Annotated in this window: 15 protein-coding genes and 1 tRNA gene; 8 read left to right on the top strand and 8 right to left on the bottom strand. The window is 70.3% G+C overall.

Annotation, left to right across the window (positions count from 1 at the left end; all coding sequences use genetic code 11):
• Positions 1-60: 60 nt before the first annotated feature.
• The gene (locus tag AB0O93_RS12755; protein ID WP_363343905.1) at positions 61-288 is read right to left on the bottom strand and encodes a helix-turn-helix transcriptional regulator; all 228 of its coding nucleotides are present in this window, start codon (positions 286-288) and stop codon (positions 61-63) included.
• The gene (locus AB0O93_RS12750; protein ID WP_363343903.1) at positions 285-905 is read right to left on the bottom strand and encodes a hypothetical protein; all 621 of its coding nucleotides are present in this window, start codon (positions 903-905) and stop codon (positions 285-287) included. Before AB0O93_RS12750 ends, AB0O93_RS12755 begins: the two co-directional genes overlap by 4 nt.
• 205 nt (positions 906-1,110) lie before the next feature.
• On the opposite strand from AB0O93_RS12750, the gene AB0O93_RS12745 reads away from it, so the two are divergent.
• The 5 genes from AB0O93_RS12745 to AB0O93_RS12725 all read left to right on the top strand — a co-directional run bounded on the left by AB0O93_RS12745 (position 1,111) and on the right by AB0O93_RS12725 (position 6,004).
• Complete coding sequence (locus AB0O93_RS12745) at positions 1,111-3,639, top strand: ATP-dependent Clp protease ATP-binding subunit (RefSeq protein WP_363343901.1); 2,529 nt, start codon at positions 1,111-1,113, stop codon at positions 3,637-3,639.
• Between the two features lie 79 nt (positions 3,640-3,718).
• The gene (locus tag AB0O93_RS12740; RefSeq protein WP_363343899.1) at positions 3,719-4,222 is read left to right on the top strand and encodes an amino-acid N-acetyltransferase; all 504 of its coding nucleotides are present in this window, start codon (positions 3,719-3,721) and stop codon (positions 4,220-4,222) included.
• A 55-nt stretch (positions 4,223-4,277) separates the two neighbouring features.
• A complete protein-coding gene (locus AB0O93_RS12735) occupies positions 4,278-4,955 on the top strand; it encodes a hypothetical protein (RefSeq protein ID WP_363343897.1) in 678 nt (225 codons plus the stop codon).
• 54 nt (positions 4,956-5,009) lie between these two features.
• A complete protein-coding gene (locus tag AB0O93_RS12730) occupies positions 5,010-5,414 on the top strand; it encodes a dehydrogenase (protein WP_363343895.1) in 405 nt (134 codons plus the stop codon).
• A gap of 194 nt (positions 5,415-5,608) precedes the next feature.
• On the top strand, positions 5,609-6,004 hold the full coding sequence (locus tag AB0O93_RS12725) for a hypothetical protein (protein ID WP_363343893.1): 396 nt from the start codon (positions 5,609-5,611) through the stop codon (positions 6,002-6,004).
• 22 nt (positions 6,005-6,026) lie between these two features.
• Here AB0O93_RS12725 and radA read toward each other — a convergent pair whose 3' ends face one another.
• Together radA and AB0O93_RS12715 are read right to left on the bottom strand one after the other, a co-directional pair.
• A complete protein-coding gene (gene radA, locus AB0O93_RS12720; protein ID WP_363343891.1) occupies positions 6,027-7,391 on the bottom strand; it encodes a DNA repair protein RadA in 1,365 nt (454 codons plus the stop codon).
• A 46-nt stretch (positions 7,392-7,437) separates the two neighbouring features.
• Positions 7,438-8,388 (bottom strand): L-lactate dehydrogenase, encoded by a 951-nt coding sequence (locus AB0O93_RS12715; RefSeq protein WP_363343889.1) that lies wholly within the window; start codon positions 8,386-8,388, stop codon positions 7,438-7,440.
• A gap of 133 nt (positions 8,389-8,521) precedes the next feature.
• Here AB0O93_RS12715 and pdxH point away from each other — a divergent pair, with 133 nt between their 5' ends.
• Positions 8,522-9,172, top strand: coding sequence for a pyridoxamine 5'-phosphate oxidase (gene pdxH, locus AB0O93_RS12710; protein WP_363343887.1), 651 nt, complete (start codon positions 8,522-8,524; stop codon positions 9,170-9,172).
• A gap of 31 nt (positions 9,173-9,203) precedes the next feature.
• On the opposite strand, the gene AB0O93_RS12705 is transcribed toward pdxH, so the two are convergent.
• The 3 genes from AB0O93_RS12705 to AB0O93_RS12695 all read right to left on the bottom strand — a co-directional run bounded on the left by AB0O93_RS12705 (position 9,204) and on the right by AB0O93_RS12695 (position 12,416).
• Positions 9,204-9,848, bottom strand: a complete 645-nt coding sequence (locus tag AB0O93_RS12705) for a response regulator transcription factor (RefSeq protein WP_363343885.1) — start codon at positions 9,846-9,848, stop codon at positions 9,204-9,206.
• Positions 9,845-11,491: a GAF domain-containing protein gene (locus tag AB0O93_RS12700; protein WP_363343883.1), complete on the bottom strand. Its 1,647-nt coding sequence runs from the start codon at positions 11,489-11,491 to the stop codon at positions 9,845-9,847. The genes AB0O93_RS12705 and AB0O93_RS12700 overlap by 4 nt, the downstream gene beginning before the upstream one ends.
• A gap of 106 nt (positions 11,492-11,597) precedes the next feature.
• A complete protein-coding gene (locus AB0O93_RS12695; RefSeq protein WP_363343881.1) occupies positions 11,598-12,416 on the bottom strand; it encodes a universal stress protein in 819 nt (272 codons plus the stop codon).
• A 122-nt stretch (positions 12,417-12,538) separates the two neighbouring features.
• On the opposite strand from AB0O93_RS12695, the gene AB0O93_RS12690 reads away from it, so the two are divergent.
• Entirely contained in the window at positions 12,539-13,063 is a 525-nt protein-coding gene (locus AB0O93_RS12690) for a pyridoxamine 5'-phosphate oxidase family protein (protein WP_363343879.1), read from the top strand.
• A gap of 101 nt (positions 13,064-13,164) precedes the next feature.
• Positions 13,165-13,255: transfer RNA gene (locus AB0O93_RS12685), tRNA-Ser, on the top strand.
• 154 nt (positions 13,256-13,409) lie between these two features.
• Here the strand turns inward: AB0O93_RS12685 and AB0O93_RS12680 are convergent.
• Positions 13,410-14,228: a site-specific integrase gene (locus AB0O93_RS12680; RefSeq protein WP_363343877.1), complete on the bottom strand. Its 819-nt coding sequence runs from the start codon at positions 14,226-14,228 to the stop codon at positions 13,410-13,412.
• Positions 14,229-14,450: the final 222 nt, after the last annotated feature.

Genomic DNA, 14,450 nt, shown 5'->3' with positions numbered 1-14,450 from the left:
CGCGCGGACCCACGCGAAGGCGCCACTCAACGGGGCCGGGGGACAGAGGAGGGGAGGGGGTCAGGCGCGGATGAGGAGGTCGCCGACCTCGCAGTCGAGGGCGCGGCAGATCGCGGCCAGGGTGGAGAAGCGCACCGCGCGGGCCCGGTCGTTCTTCAGCACCGACAGGTTCACCACCGACACCCCGACGAGCTCCGACAGGCGGGTGAGGGTCATCCCGCGCTCGGCGAGCAGCTCGTCGAGCCGGCAGTGGATGCCGCTCGGACCCTCGTCTTCGGCGGGGCTCACACCAGGCCCTCGGTCTCTCGCTGCAGCCGCGCCCCGACCGAGAAGACGGTGGTCGCGAGCGCGGCGACGAACGCCGCGACGATGAAGGTCAAGGGCTGGACCGTCAGGATCACGTTCTCGAACGTGCCGTCCGACAGCGCCGCGAAGGCGCCGTTGGCGGCCATGTTGCCGAAGAACGGGTAGAGCACGATCCCGAAGAACGCGGCCGTCGACGCCGTCCCGACGTAGATCGTGTGCCGCTTGCTGAACACGACCCCCCGCAGGATGCCGAGGGCCAGCAGCCCCAGCATGGCGGCGACGACGACCACCGCCGTCACGAGGATCAGCTGCTGGACGACCAGCGAGATCACCGAGGCGAAGGGCAGGTCGGACACGCTGAGGATCGCCGTGTCGAGCGCGACCGTCACCGGAGCCCCGTCCACGCCGATGGGGGCCTCGGCGGGGGTGCCGGCGAACTCGGCGAACACCTGGATCGGCCCGCCGCCGAGTGTCTCGGCCAGCCGGATCACCGCGCCCACCACGGTGATCGCGGCCAGCACGAGCCCGACGCCGACGAGCACCACCACGCCGACGCGATCGGCTCGGGACAGCGTTCCGGACGTTGCAGATGAGGACATCTCGCACCTCCATATCGATGAACGTTATTAACGACAATCGTTAACTTATCGACTTTCGATACGAAGTCAACCCTCGGATGCCGCATCCGCTCGCGTCGGTATGCCCACGGCGAACACGGGCATGCGGCATCCGCCTGCTCGTTACCCTCGATACAAGCGCCCGGAAGTGCGCCCCTGTGGCTCTGAGCCCGAAGGAGTGAAGCCGATGTTCGAGAGATTCACGGACCGTGCCCGTCGTGTGGTCGTCCTCGCCCAAGAAGAGGCGAAGATGCTCAACCACAACTACATCGGGACCGAGCACATCCTGCTGGGCCTGATCCACGAAGGCGAGGGTGTCGCCGCCAAGGCGCTGGAGTCCCTCGGCATCTCGCTCGACGCCGTGCGCGAGCAGGTGCAGGACATCATCGGTCAGGGCCAGCAGCAGCCCACCGGTCACATCCCCTTCACGCCGCGTGCCAAGAAGGTGCTCGAGCTCAGCCTCCGCGAGGCCCTCCAGCTCGGTCACAACTACATCGGCACCGAGCACATCCTCCTCGGCCTCATCCGCGAGGGCGAGGGCGTGGCCGCCCAGGTGCTGGTCAAGCTCGGCGCCGACCTGAACAAGGTGCGCCAGCAGGTCATCCAGCTCCTTTCCGGCTACCAGGGCAAGGAGCCCGCGGGCGTCGCGGCCGGCGCCGGCGAGCAGAGCGCATCCGGACCCCAGGGTGGCTCGGCCGTCCTCGACCAGTTCGGCCGCAACCTCACCCAGGCCGCTCGCGACAACAAGCTCGACCCCGTCATCGGGCGCGAGAAGGAGATCGAGCGGGTCATGCAGATCCTCTCGCGTCGCTCGAAGAACAACCCCGTCCTCATCGGCGAGCCCGGTGTGGGAAAGACCGCCGTCGTCGAGGGCCTCGCCCAGGCGATCGTGAAGGGCGACGTTCCCGAGACGCTGAAGGACAAGCAGCTCTACTCCCTCGACCTCGGCTCGCTCATCGCCGGGTCCCGCTACCGCGGTGACTTCGAGGAGCGCCTGAAGAAGGTCACGAAGGAGATCCGCACGCGCGGCGACATCATCGTCTTCATCGACGAGATCCACACCCTCGTGGGTGCGGGCGCCGCCGAGGGCGCGATCGACGCTGCGTCGATCTTGAAGCCGCTCCTCGCCCGCGGTGAGCTCCAGACGATCGGTGCGACCACCCTCGACGAGTACCGCAAGCACTTCGAGAAGGATGCCGCGCTCGAGCGTCGCTTCCAGCCGATCCAGGTGGGCGAGCCCAGCCTCCCCCACGCGATCAACATCCTGAAGGGCCTGCGCGACCGCTACGAGGCGCACCACAAGGTCCAGATCACCGACGGTGCGATCGTCGCAGCGGCGAACCTCGCCGACCGCTACATCTCCGACCGGTTCCTCCCGGACAAGGCGATCGACCTGATCGACGAGGCCGGGGCGCGCCTGCGCCTCAGCATCCTGTCGAGCCCTCCGGAGCTGCGCGAGTTCGACGAGAAGATCGCCAAGGTCCGCGAGCAGAAGGAAGTCGCCTCCGAGGAGCAGGACTTCGAGAAGGCCGCCTCTCTCCGCGACGAGGAGAAGTCCCTCCTCGCCGAGCGTCTGCGCCTGGAGAAGCAGTGGCGCAGCGGTGACGTCGCCACGAACGCCGTGGTCGACGAGGGCCTGATCGCGGAGGTGCTCGCCCAGGCGACCGGCATCCCGGTGTTCAAGCTCACCGAGGAGGAGTCCAGCCGCCTGGTCTTCATGGAGAAGGCGCTGCACCAGCGCGTCATCGGCCAGGAAGAGGCGATCGCGGCACTGTCCAAGACGATCCGTCGTCAGCGTGCGGGTCTCAAGGACCCGAAGCGTCCCTCGGGCTCGTTCATCTTCGCCGGCCCCACGGGCGTCGGAAAGACCGAGCTCGCCAAGGCGCTCGCCGAGTTCCTCTTCGACGACGAGGGCGCGCTGATCTCCCTCGACATGTCGGAGTTCGGCGAGAAGCACACCGTCTCGCGTCTGTTCGGTGCCCCTCCCGGATTCGTCGGGTTCGAAGAGGGTGGCCAGCTGACGGAGAAGGTGCGCCGCAAGCCGTTCTCGGTCGTCCTGTTCGACGAGATCGAGAAGGCCCACCCGGACATCTTCAACTCGCTGCTGCAGATCCTCGAGGAAGGTCGTCTGACCGACGGTCAGGGTCGCGTCATCGACTTCAAGAACACCGTGATCATCATGACGACGAACCTCGGTTCGTCGGCGATCGCCGGGGGCCCCGTCGGCTTCCAGGTGGAGGGCGACCAGGGCACGACCTACGAGCGGATGAAGGGCAAGGTCAACGAGGAGCTCAAGCGCAACTTCAAGCCCGAGTTCCTCAACCGCGTCGACGACATCATCGTCTTCCCGCAGTTGAGCAAGCCCGAGCTGCGCGAGATCGTGGGTCTGTTCACCAAGCGCCTCGGCGAGCGTCTGCTCGACCGCGACATGACGGTGGAACTCAGCGACGCCGCGAAGGACAAGCTGATCGAGATCGGCTTCGACCCCGCCCTCGGCGCCCGCCCGCTGCGTCGTGCGATGCAGCGCGAGATCGAGGATCGTCTGAGCGAGAAGATCCTGCACGGCGAGCTCGAGCCCGGCGACCACGTGAAGGTCGACGTCGAGAACGGCGAGTTCGCGTTCGAGCACGGCCCGCGCGGCGACCGCGTCGCGATCGGCGTCGGAACGAACCCCGACATCGCGGTGACGCCGGATCTCGCCATCACGAGCGACTGACACGCTGACACGGGAAGGGGCGGATGCTGCGGCATCCGCCCCTTCCTCGTTCGGCGCACGCGGACCGTAGGCTGGGTGGATGAGCGACTTCACGGTCCGGCCGGCGACGACCCGGGATGTCCGCGGCATCCAGCGCATGCTCGAGCCGTTCGTGCAGCGCCGAATTCTCCTCGGCAAGGACCTCGTGGTGCTCTACGAGGCGGTGCAGCAGTTCGTCGTCGCCGAAGACGAGCACGGCACGCTCATCGGATGCGGTGCACTGCACGTGATGTGGGAGGACCTCGGTGAGATCCGCACCCTCATCGTCGTCGACGAGTGGCTGCATCGCGGCGTCGGCCGCGTCATCGTGGAGAAGCTCGAGGACGCGGCGCGCACGCTCGGGATCACGCGGCTGTTCTGCCTGACGTTCGAGGTGGAGTTCTTCCAGCGCCGCGGGTTCGCCCCGATCGGCGAGCAGGTGGTCGATCCCGACGTGTACTCGCAGCTCGTCCGTTCCCCCGACGAGGGTGTGGCGGAATTCCTCGACCTCGCCCATGTGAAGCCGAACACGCTCGGCAACACGCGGATGCTGAAGCGCCTCTGACCGCCGGCCGCGCGCCGCGCGGGATGCCGTGCCTCGCCGACTTACGCTGGAGGGCATGAGCGGTTCGCAGCCTCGGAAGCGTCCGTCGCCCGCGGTCTACCGCCGGCGGCGCCTGGTCGTCCTCCTCGCGCTCCTTGCCGTGGTCGCGGTCGTCTGGCTCCTCATCGCGCAGCCGTGGCAGGGGTCCGCATCCGAGAGCACGCCGCCGGCCGCGAGCGAGTCCGTCGACGGCGCCGACGCGCTCCCCGCGCCCGAATCGAACGCGCAGGACTCCACCGCCGCTCCCGAGGATCCGGTGGCCACGCCGACGCCGTCCGGCACACCCGTCGCCCCGGCCTGCGCCGCTCGCAACGTCACGGTCGAAGCGGTCACCGACCGGGACGCCTACGGCTCGGGGGAGCAGCCGCAGCTGTCGATCCGCCTCACCAACACCGGCGACGACTGCATCCTGAACGTCGGGACGAGCGCGCAGGTGTTCACCGTCTCCAGCGGTGAGGACGTCTGGTGGCGGTCGACCGACTGCCAGGCCGAGCCCAGCAACATGGTGGTCCTCCTCGCCGCCGATCAGACCGTCACCTCCGCCGAGCCTGTCGCGTGGGACCGCACCCGGTCGGCCCAGGACACCTGCGACGCCGATCGCGCGCAGGCGCCCGCGGGTGGGGCGTCGTACCACCTCGACGTCGAGATCGGCGGCATCCCGTCGACCGACTCAGCGCAGTTCCTGCTCTACTGATCTGACGGCCGTCACGCCTGGAGGACCCGCCTCCGCGCCGTCTACGCTGGTGGGATGGCCAAGAAGAAGAAGCCGAAGGACGTCTCGGCCGAGTTCCGCAACACGCAGCTGACCGACGCCCTGCAGACGCAGGACATGGCTGCGGTCGCCTTCGCCCTCCGCCACGGTCCGACCGTGGTTCCTCTCCTGCGTCCGGGGTCCCGCGACGACCCGCGCGACTCGGGTGAGGTCTGGACCTACCGCGACCCCGCGACGGGCGACATCGCGCTCCTGCTCTTCAGCGACGCCGCCCACAAGCCCGCGACCCTTCCTCCTCACGTCGGCCTGCACTCGCCGCTGTGGCTGCGCGATTTCCTCGCGACCCACGGCGAGGTCATCACGACGGTGTTCTTCGACATCGCCGGCCCCCATCCGCTGCAGGCGGCGCCGGCCGACCTCCTGGCGGCCCTCGAGGCCTGAGCAGAGGCGCGCCCGCGACCGTCATGTTCGCGCGGCGGACTCGACAACGGCGCCGGTGTTGCCTACTCTCTCGGGGTGGAGTTCGTCATGGTCGCTCTTGTCTGTGCCGCCGGTCTCGCGGTGCCGATCGCTCTCGGTACGCTGCCCAGCCAGCGTCGTCGTCGCTACCGCGCACGGCGCTGATTCGCTCACCGATGGTTCTCCGACGGCGCGCTGCGGCGTTCGCCGTCGCCGTCGCCGTCGCCGCGAGTGCGTTCCTCCTCGCCGGGTGTTCTGGCGCGGGGATCCCCTCGGACGGGCCGCTCGGCATCCATCCCCGCCCGAACGCCGGCATGGAAGCACTCATCAGCGGAGTGCTTCGCACGGATGCTGGATGCGTGCGCATCGAGTCGCCCTACGGAGCGGGTGAGGACGTCGCACTGACGTTCCCGTCCGGCGACGCCGAGATGGACGGCGACGCCCTTGTCTGGCGCGACGATACCCACGTCGACGGCGAGGAGGTCTTCTTCGGCGGCGGGTTCTCATCGGCCGACGGATACCTCCCCGACGGATGCCGCGGCCTCGAGCTGTTCGTCGTCTCGCCGTTCTGAAGCCCCGGCCCGAGGCCTGGTCTCAGAAGCTCGGCGACGCCTCCCCGGGGCGGGATCGCACACGCCGCCGCACGTCGCCGATAGCGGCGCGCAGGGTTCCGGAACGGTTGTCGATGACGTCGGTGTACCCGAGGCGGGCGGCTTCACCGCGCCGCTGCGGTGACTGCGACACGGGGCGCACCTCGCCGGCGAGGCTGAGCTCGCCGATCGCGGCGAGGGTCCGCGGGGTGGCGTGGTTCAGCACGGCTCCTGCGACGGCGATCGCGATGGCGAGGTCGGCGGCGGGTTCGGTGAAGCGGATGCCGCCCACGGTGGAGACGTAGACGTCCTGATTCGACGTGACGATGTCGGCCTTCTTCTCGAGCACCGCCAGCACCATCGCCACCCGCGCCGCATCGACGCCGTTGACGATGCGGCGCGGGTTCGGCGCACCGGTGTTGATGGTGAGGGCCTGGACCTCGACCGGCATCGCACGCCGCCCCTCCAGGGCGATCGCCACGCACGTTCCCGGCTCGGGCTGGCCGTGGCCGAGGAACAGGGCGCTGGGGTCGGGGACCTCGGCGATGCCGTCTCCGGTCATGTCGAAGCATCCCACCTCGTCCGTGGGTCCGAAGCGGTTCTTCAGCGCCCGGACGAACCGGAGCGAGGTCTGCCGGTCACCCTCGAAGTGGCACACGACGTCGACGAGGTGCTCGAGGACGCGCGGGCCGGCGATCGTCCCGTCCTTCGTGACGTGACCGACGATGATGACGGGGAGGCCCCGGTCTTTCGCGATGCGGATGAGGGTGGAGGCGACCTCGCGCACCTGCGCCGGCTGGCCGGCCATGCCGTCGGAGAGCCCCGATGCGACCGTCTGCACGCTGTCGACGATGAGCAGCTGCGGCTGCACGTCGTCGATGTGCCCGAGGATCGTCGCGAGGTCGGTCTCGCTGGCGAGATACAGCTCGTCGTGGAGCGCGCCGGTCCGTTCGGCGCGCAGGCGCACCTGCGCGGTGGACTCTTCGGCGCTGGCGTAGAGCACCCGCCGCCCGGAACGCGCGGACTGCGCGGCGACCTCGAGCAGAAGCGTCGACTTGCCGACCCCCGGCTCGCCGGAGAGGAGGATCGCCGCCCCCGGGACGATGCCGCCGCCGAGGACCCGGTCGAACTCGCCGACCCCGCTCGTGCGGCGTGGGGTGTCGGAGGTCTCGACCCGCGTGATGGGCTGGGCGGCGCGCGCCGCTCCGGGTGCGACCGGGGTGACGGCGCGGAGGATGCCGGTCTGCTCGGCGGCCTCGACGACCGTTCCCCACTGCTGGCATTCCGCGCAGCGCCCCGCCCACTTCGCGGTCGTCCAGCCGCATTCGGTGCACCGGTAGGGAGCGGTCGGGGTGCGCTTGGTCGCCATCCCCTCAGCGTAGGCGGCGCCCCCGACACCGGGCGGATGCCGCGGGTCAGCGCAGCGAGTCGGCCACGCCTCTCAGGGCCTCGGCGCTGCGGTGCAGGAGCTCGAGCTCGTTCGGCGCGAACGCGGTCTCGGTGACCGGGCGCGCGCCGGCGGCGCTGACGATGCTCGGGACGGAGAGGGCGACGCCGTCGATCCCGTGGAAGTCCTGCAGGACGGGGGAGACCGGCATGACGGCGTGCTCGTCCTTCAGGATCGCCTCGATGATCCGCGCGCTCGACAGCCCGATGGCGTAGTTGGTGGCGCCCTTGCCCTGGATCACCTTGTAGGCGGCGTCGCGGACGTCGACGGCGATGCTGTCCAGCTCTTCCACCGTCATGCGATCGCCGCGCGGGGTCACCCAGTCGAGGATCGGGACGGTGCCGATCGTGGCCTTGGACCACAGCGGGAACTCGGTGTCGCCGTGCTCGCCGACGATGTAGGCGTGGACGCTGGAGGTCGACACCCCCGCCCGCTGAGCGAGCTTCCAGCGCAGGCGCGAGGTGTCGAGCACCGTGCCGGAGGCGAAGATCCGCTCGGTCGGCAACCCGGTGGACTCCTGAGCGAGCACCGTGAGCACGTCGCAGGGGTTGGTGACGATGACGTAGACGGCGTTCGGGGCCACCTCGAGCAGCTGGGGCATCATCGAGCCGAGGATGCCGGCGTTCGTGCCCGCGAGTTCGATGCGCGTCTGCCCGGGGTGCTGCTTGGCGCCGGCGGTGATGACCACGACGTGCGACCCCTCGACGACGGAGATGTCGCTGCCGCCGGTGATGTCGCTCGTGCCGGTGAACTGGGTCCCGTGGGCGAGATCGAGGACCTCGGCCTCCACCTTCTCGGTGGCGATGTCGTACAGCGCGACGTGGCGGGCGGATCCCCGGATGAGCGCCGCGTACGCGGTGCTCGAACCGACGCTGCCGGCTCCGACGACGGTGACCTTCGAGTTCTCGATGACAGTCATGACACCAGTCTGGCAGGGCCGACGGGCGCCCGAGACGGGACGAACGTCCCTCCTCGCCCTCGCGTCGGAGCCGGGCCCTACGATGGGTCCACCCGCGCCCGACGGTGGTGCCGGCCGGAAGGGAGCGCACCGGATGACCGCCGAGGATCCGCTCGCCCACCGACTCGACTACGCGCTCGACGCGCTGGGCGACGACGCCCGTGACGCCGACCCGTTGGATCTCTTCCGGCGGTGGCTGACGGATGCCGCGGACCTGCCCGAGCCGAACGCGATGATCGTCTCCACGGTCGACGTCGCAGGCCGGCCGACCTCCCGCACGGTGCTGCTCCGCGGAGTCGATGATGACGGCGCGCTCTGGTTCTTCACCAACCGCACCTCGCGGAAAGGCCGCGCTCTCGCCGAGAACCCGCGCGTCTCGCTCCTCTTCCCCTGGTATGCCCTTCAACGTCAGATCATCGTGCTCGGCGAGGCGGCCCCCCTCGACGCCGACCGCGACGACGCGTACTTCGCCTCCCGGCCCCGGGGGTCGCAGCTGTCGGCGTGGGCGAGCGACCAGTCGCAGCCGGTGGGCTCGCGCGCGGAGCTCGAGGCGGGGATGGATGCGGCATCCGCTCGCTTCGCCGAGGACGTGACGGTTCCGCGACCGCCGCACTGGGGCGGGTATCGGGTGGTGCCGACGGAGATCGAGTTCTGGCAGGGACGACAGTCGCGTCTGCACGACCGCATCGTGTTCGCGCGGGACGCCGCGGACGCGCCGTGGAGGTCGTTCCGACGGCAGCCGTGACGCTCCGCCCGCGCCGGTCATCCCGCGTCGGTCAGCTCCCGCGTCGGTGCTCCGCGCGGTAGACCGCCGCCTGGGTGCGCCGCACCATCCCGAGCTTCGCCAGCAGCCCACTGACGTAGTTCTTCACCGTCTTCTCCGCCAGCCCGAGCCGCTCGCCGATCTCGCGGTTGGTGAGGCCGTCGGCGATGAGGTCGAGCACCTGGCGCTCGCGGTAGGTGAGGTCGGCATCCGGTGATGCGGCGGTGTTGCCGACGGCCGGGGCGGCGGCGGCCTGCGCGGCGGTGCGCAGCGCCTGCGCCGACTGCACGGTGCGTCCCGCGGCGCTCGCGCGGATCGCGTCGACGAGCGCCGCGCTGCGGATGTCCTTCAGCACGTAGCCACTGGCGCCCGCGAGGGCGGCCGAGCGCAGGGCCTCGTCGTCGTCGTACGCGGTGAGCATGAGGCAGGCGATCTGCGGATGCCGCGACCGCACCTCGCGGCAGAGGTCGACGCCACTGCCGTCGGGGAGGCGGACGTCGAGCACGGCCACGTCGGGGGCGGTGGCCTCGATGCGGCGGAGGGCCTCGGCGATGTCGCCCGCCTCGCCGACGACGTCGAGGTCGGGCTCGGCGTCCACGAGCTGCGCGATGCCGCGGCGCACGATCTCGTGGTCGTCGACGAGGAAGACACGGGTCATCGGGTGCTCTCTTCTCTCTCCGGCGCGGTCTGCGATCCTCCGAACGGCGCGCTCCACCGGAGCGTCGTGCCCGCCGCCGACGACGTGACGTCGAATACGCCGCCGCGCTGGCGGGCGCGTTCGGCGAGGTTCGCCAGTCCGCTCCGGCGGCTGTGCGGCGGGATACCGCGTCCGTCGTCGCGGATCTCGAGGTGGACCCCATCGTCGTCCGCGGAGACGGTGACGTCGACGGTGCGGGCATCCGCGTGCTTGGCGACGTTCGTGAGGCCCTCGCGGAGGACGCCGGTGAGCTCGTCGACGAGGGCGGCGGGGACGAGGCTGTCCACCGGGCCGCGGAAACTCACGCGCGGGCTCGTCTCCAAGGGGCGCCCCGCTTCGGTCGCGACCGAGAGGAGGCGGTCGCGAGCGCCCCCGCGTCCGGCGCCGCCGGCGCTGCCGAGCGCGAAGATGACGGTCCGGATCTCGCGGATCGCGGCATCCAGGGTGTCGATCTGCGTCGACAGGTCGTCCGCGGCGTTCGGATGCTGGTGGGCGAGGGCCTGCAGAGAAAGGCCCGCCCCGAACAGGCGCTGGATGACGTGATCGTGGAGGTCCCGCGCGATGCGGGCGCGGTCGTCGGCCTGCTCGAGTCGGCGACGGTCGTCCCGGCCGCGGACGACCTCGATCGCCACGCCTGCCTGCCCGGCGAACACGAACGCCATCTCGAGGTCGGCGTCGGTGAACGCCGCGGCCCCGGGGGCGCGCGACACGGTCAGCACGCCGAGGACCTCGTCGCCGGCGAGCAGAGGGACGGCGACGGTCGGGCCCTGCGCGGCTTGGCCGGGGAAGACCGCATCCGCCGGCTGCGTGGGGGCGCTCACGGCACGGCGCGAGGTCATCGCGAGACCCGCCGCGGTGGCGCCGACGTCGTGTTCGCGGCCGAGGAGGGCCTCGGCCGCGGCGCCGCGCGCAGCGACGATGCCGAGGGTGTCGGCATCCGTCGTCGGTACGGCGAGGGTCACGAGGTCGGCGTCCACGAGCGGGGCGATCCGGTCGACGATCACCTCCAGCGCGTCGTCGCCGCGGACGTCGAGGAGGGCGCCCATGACGTCCGCGATGGCGGCGCTCCACTCCTCACGGATCGTGGCGCGCTCGTACAGGCGGGCGTTCTCGATCGCGATTCCCGCGATCGCGGCGAGCGACACGACGAGGTTTTCGTCGGCATCCGTGAATCGCCCGGTGTCCGCCTCGGCCAGGTACAGGTCGCCGTAGACGGCATCCCGCACGCGCACCGGGACGCCGAGGAAGGAGTGCATCGGCGGATGGTGGGCGGGGAAGCCGACCGACCGCGGGTCGGCGGCGAGATCGCTGAGACGCACAGGCTCGGAGGCGGCAATGACCGCGCCGAGGATGCCGTGGCCCCGCGGGAAATCGCCGATCCGGCGTGCGGTGTCGTCCGGGATGCCGCGGTGGACGAAGCGGGTGAGCGTGCCGTCGTCGCCGAGCACCCCCAGCGCGCCGTATCGGGCGCCGACCAGGGACATCCCCGCTTCGACGATGCGGCCGAGGACCTCTTCGAGGTCGAGGTGCTCGACGACCGAGCTGCTCACGCGGAGGAGGTCGCCGAGGCGTCGCGGGGAGAAGCTCTCGTCGGCGGCGTCCATGCCCGGCCTCCCGTCGGCGTCTCGGCGTGTGTCGTGTCGGGACCTCGTGGGGCGAGTCTAGCCAGGGGTGCCGCGCTGGTCCGGGCGCTGTCGCGGGGCGGGGGCGTCAGCGGGGATTCGGTGCGATGAGGATCGGCGTCGAGACGCGTCCGAGCAGATCCTGCGCGACGGAACCCAGGAGACCGCCGGTGACCACCCCGCGCCGGTGCGTGCCGAGGACGAGGAGCGACGACAGCGGCGCCTGGTGCGCGAGCGCCGGCGTCGGCGCGGAGGAGACCAGGACGTCCTCGACCCGGACGCCGGATGCCGCGGCCCGCGCTCGTTGTACGGCATCCTTCAGGATCCGCCGGTGCTGATCCTTGACCTGCAGCGGCGAGGAGAGCAGGGCCACCGACCCCTCGAGCGTCGGTACCGGCATCGACCACGCGTGGACGACGCGCAGAGGAGCGCCCGCGACATTCGCTTCCGCCGCGGCGAGGAGGATCGCCGTCTGCGACGACGCGTCGTCGTCGATCCCCACCGTGACCGGTTCGTCGTTCGGCGTCCAATCCTCGGGGATGAACGCCACCGGGCCGTGCGCGTGTGCGATCAACCGCAGCGGTTTGCCCGCCAGGACCGCCTTCACCGGGGAGCCGTGACGGATGCCGACCACGACGAGATCGGCGCTGCGCGCGTCTTCGGCCAGGGCCTTCGGCATCGACCCGTCGATCCTGTGGGGTTCCACGTGGACGCCCGGGGCGATGTCGTGGACGCGTCGGATCGCGTCCTCCAGCATCCGATCGACGCGCCGCGCGTCCGCGCCGATCATGCTCGTGACGGTCGTGATGTGCAGCACGGACCGGTCGCGCGCGGCTCGACGGGCGGCCCAGTCCAGCGCGGTGCGGGCGGCGGGGCCGTCGTCGTACCCGAGGGTGATGGTGCGCATGTCCGCGACGCTACGCGCGGTGTATCCACCTGCCGAGGGCCGAAGGTCCCGGGTGCGCGGGGGGACCTTCGGCCCTTCTCGACAGTGCGGCTCTGCGGTTCGATCGAGGCGAGGAGAACGCCATGGACGCCACCCGCACCGCCCCTCCCGCCGCCCGCGCGGCCATCGCCGCCGCGCCGCAGCCTGCTCGCCTCGCCGCGCACGCCGTGGAGATCCTGCGCGCACGCGACTGCTGGGCACTGCTTCAGGGCGGTGGTGTGGGACGCCTGGCGCTCGTCGCGGCCGACGGTGCGCCCGACCTGTACCCGGTGGACTTCACCGTCCACGACGGCTGTCTCTACGTCCGCTCCGGCCCGGGGTCCAAACTCGCGGCGCTCGCCGCACGGCCGCAGGTGGCGTTCGAGACGGACGACTCCGACGACGGATGCCGCTGGAGCGTCGTCGTGCGGGGGCAGGCGGCACGCCTCGACCGTGACGACGAGATCGAGGCCTCCGGGATCCTCGATCTCGTCTCCTCCTCCCCGACGCCGAAGCATGACTTCGTGCGCATCACGCCGAACCGGGTATCGGGACGCCGGTTCCGCGTGTTCCCCGCGACGGCTCCGCAGGGGGCAGAGCAGATCACGGGGTCCCCGCGGGTGCGATGACACCCGCGAAGACGCTCCGCCGGCGGCCCGGGACGCCGCCGGCGGAGCGGTCGGGGCGTCCGAGTTCGCGACATCCGGCGGTGTGTCGTAAGCTGGTCGGCGGTGACGTGTCCGAGCGGCCGAAGGTGCAACTCTCGAAAAGTTGTGTAGGGTAACCCCCTACCGTGGGTTCAAATCCCACCGTCACCGCCACCGTCGAAGCCCCGAGGTCCCTTGTAAACACTGGGATCGCGGGGCTTTCGTCTTCGCCGAAATGGGCTCGTGAGTAAAGAACGAGTAAAACCGTGTCGGAACGCGCGTTAATGGGCTTGGCCGACCAAGGGCGCCGGGCCTCGGCGCGAAGGCGCTACGAGTCGAGGGTGCGACCGCGATCAAGCTCTCGGAAGCCGCCGGGATCCGTGGTCGGACCCTCGGCGATCAATACAGTTCGCTGCGCGCTGCGAGCTCGACTGAGTGCGTCGGCCACGTAGTCGAGGTCGTCATCGAAGAGGTCGGCATAGGTGTCGAGCGTCATTGCGGCGCTGGCATGACCGAGCATTCGCTGCACAGCCTTGACGTTGGCGCCGGCGCTGATCGCGAGACTTGCCGCGGTGTGCCGCAGATCGTGCGGTGAGACGCGAGGAAAGTCGGGGTCTGTCCGCTGCGCGCGGCGGACGGCGCGGGCAAACCAGCCGTCCTGTGAGTTTGGCAGCCGCAAGTGATCGTTGCCGTCCCCGAACATCAGCTGCTCGGGTGATTTGCCGCGCAGATCGACTCGCACGAATCCTTCGAGGAAGTCCGGGTAAGGGACGGATCGGTTCGCGTGAGTTTTCGGTGTGCCCGTGCGTATCGCGCCGTTGACCATGACCGCGTTCTCCTGCACATACACGCGGCGTCGCAGAGGGTCGACATCCCGCACTCGGAGCCCGGTGGCCTCACCCCAGCGCAGCCCGGTATAGGACAGAAAGAGAATGAGGGCGGGGTAGCGCGCTTCCTGCGCGAGTAGTTCCACCTGGCGGTGGCTCAGATAGACCCTACGCTTGGGCGTCTTCTTCGGCAGTTTGATACCGCGAATCGGATTCTCGCCAAGGCGCCGATCGCGTACAGCGACGTCGAGGATCGATGCGAGGATTCCATACGCGCGGATCACCGTGCTTGCTCCGCGCTTACCGCTCAGTTCGGTCACCCAGCTGCGGACGTCGCTGTACCGCACATCGCTCGCACGAACGTTCCCCCAACGCGGCTCCACGTGAACGCGCCAGGCCGATCCCAGTGGGTGCATTGATGAGGGCTTGAGCACCGCAGCCTGATCCTCTAGGGCGTGTCTCCCATATGCGCGGGGAGGCTCGCGGCAGTCTGGTGGGGTGAGGTCGACGGGTTCGCGGTTTCGGGTGTTCACGGATGAGCA

The organism is Microbacterium sp. NPDC077184 (assembly GCF_040687055.1).
Classification (GTDB): Bacteria; Actinomycetota; Actinomycetes; order Actinomycetales; family Microbacteriaceae; genus Microbacterium.
This window is presented reverse-complemented; position numbering and strand designations above follow the sequence as displayed.

Coding starts and splice junctions, on each gene's coding strand:
- AB0O93_RS12750 (WP_363343903.1), bottom strand. CDS start 905: ATGTCCTCATCTGCAACGTCCGGAACGCTGTCCCGAGCCGATCGCGTC.
- AB0O93_RS12745 (WP_363343901.1), top strand. CDS start 1,111: ATGTTCGAGAGATTCACGGACCGTGCCCGTCGTGTGGTCGTCCTCGCC.
- AB0O93_RS12740 (WP_363343899.1), top strand. CDS start 3,719: ATGAGCGACTTCACGGTCCGGCCGGCGACGACCCGGGATGTCCGCGGC.
- AB0O93_RS12735 (WP_363343897.1), top strand. CDS start 4,278: ATGAGCGGTTCGCAGCCTCGGAAGCGTCCGTCGCCCGCGGTCTACCGC.
- AB0O93_RS12730 (WP_363343895.1), top strand. CDS start 5,010: ATGGCCAAGAAGAAGAAGCCGAAGGACGTCTCGGCCGAGTTCCGCAAC.
- AB0O93_RS12725 (WP_363343893.1), top strand. CDS start 5,609: ATGGTTCTCCGACGGCGCGCTGCGGCGTTCGCCGTCGCCGTCGCCGTC.
- radA (WP_363343891.1), bottom strand. CDS start 7,391: ATGGCGACCAAGCGCACCCCGACCGCTCCCTACCGGTGCACCGAATGC.
- AB0O93_RS12715 (WP_363343889.1), bottom strand. CDS start 8,388: ATGACTGTCATCGAGAACTCGAAGGTCACCGTCGTCGGAGCCGGCAGC.
- pdxH (WP_363343887.1), top strand. CDS start 8,522: ATGACCGCCGAGGATCCGCTCGCCCACCGACTCGACTACGCGCTCGAC.
- AB0O93_RS12705 (WP_363343885.1), bottom strand. CDS start 9,848: ATGACCCGTGTCTTCCTCGTCGACGACCACGAGATCGTGCGCCGCGGC.
- AB0O93_RS12700 (WP_363343883.1), bottom strand. CDS start 11,491: ATGGACGCCGCCGACGAGAGCTTCTCCCCGCGACGCCTCGGCGACCTC.
- AB0O93_RS12695 (WP_363343881.1), bottom strand. CDS start 12,416: ATGCGCACCATCACCCTCGGGTACGACGACGGCCCCGCCGCCCGCACC.
- AB0O93_RS12690 (WP_363343879.1), top strand. CDS start 12,539: ATGGACGCCACCCGCACCGCCCCTCCCGCCGCCCGCGCGGCCATCGCC.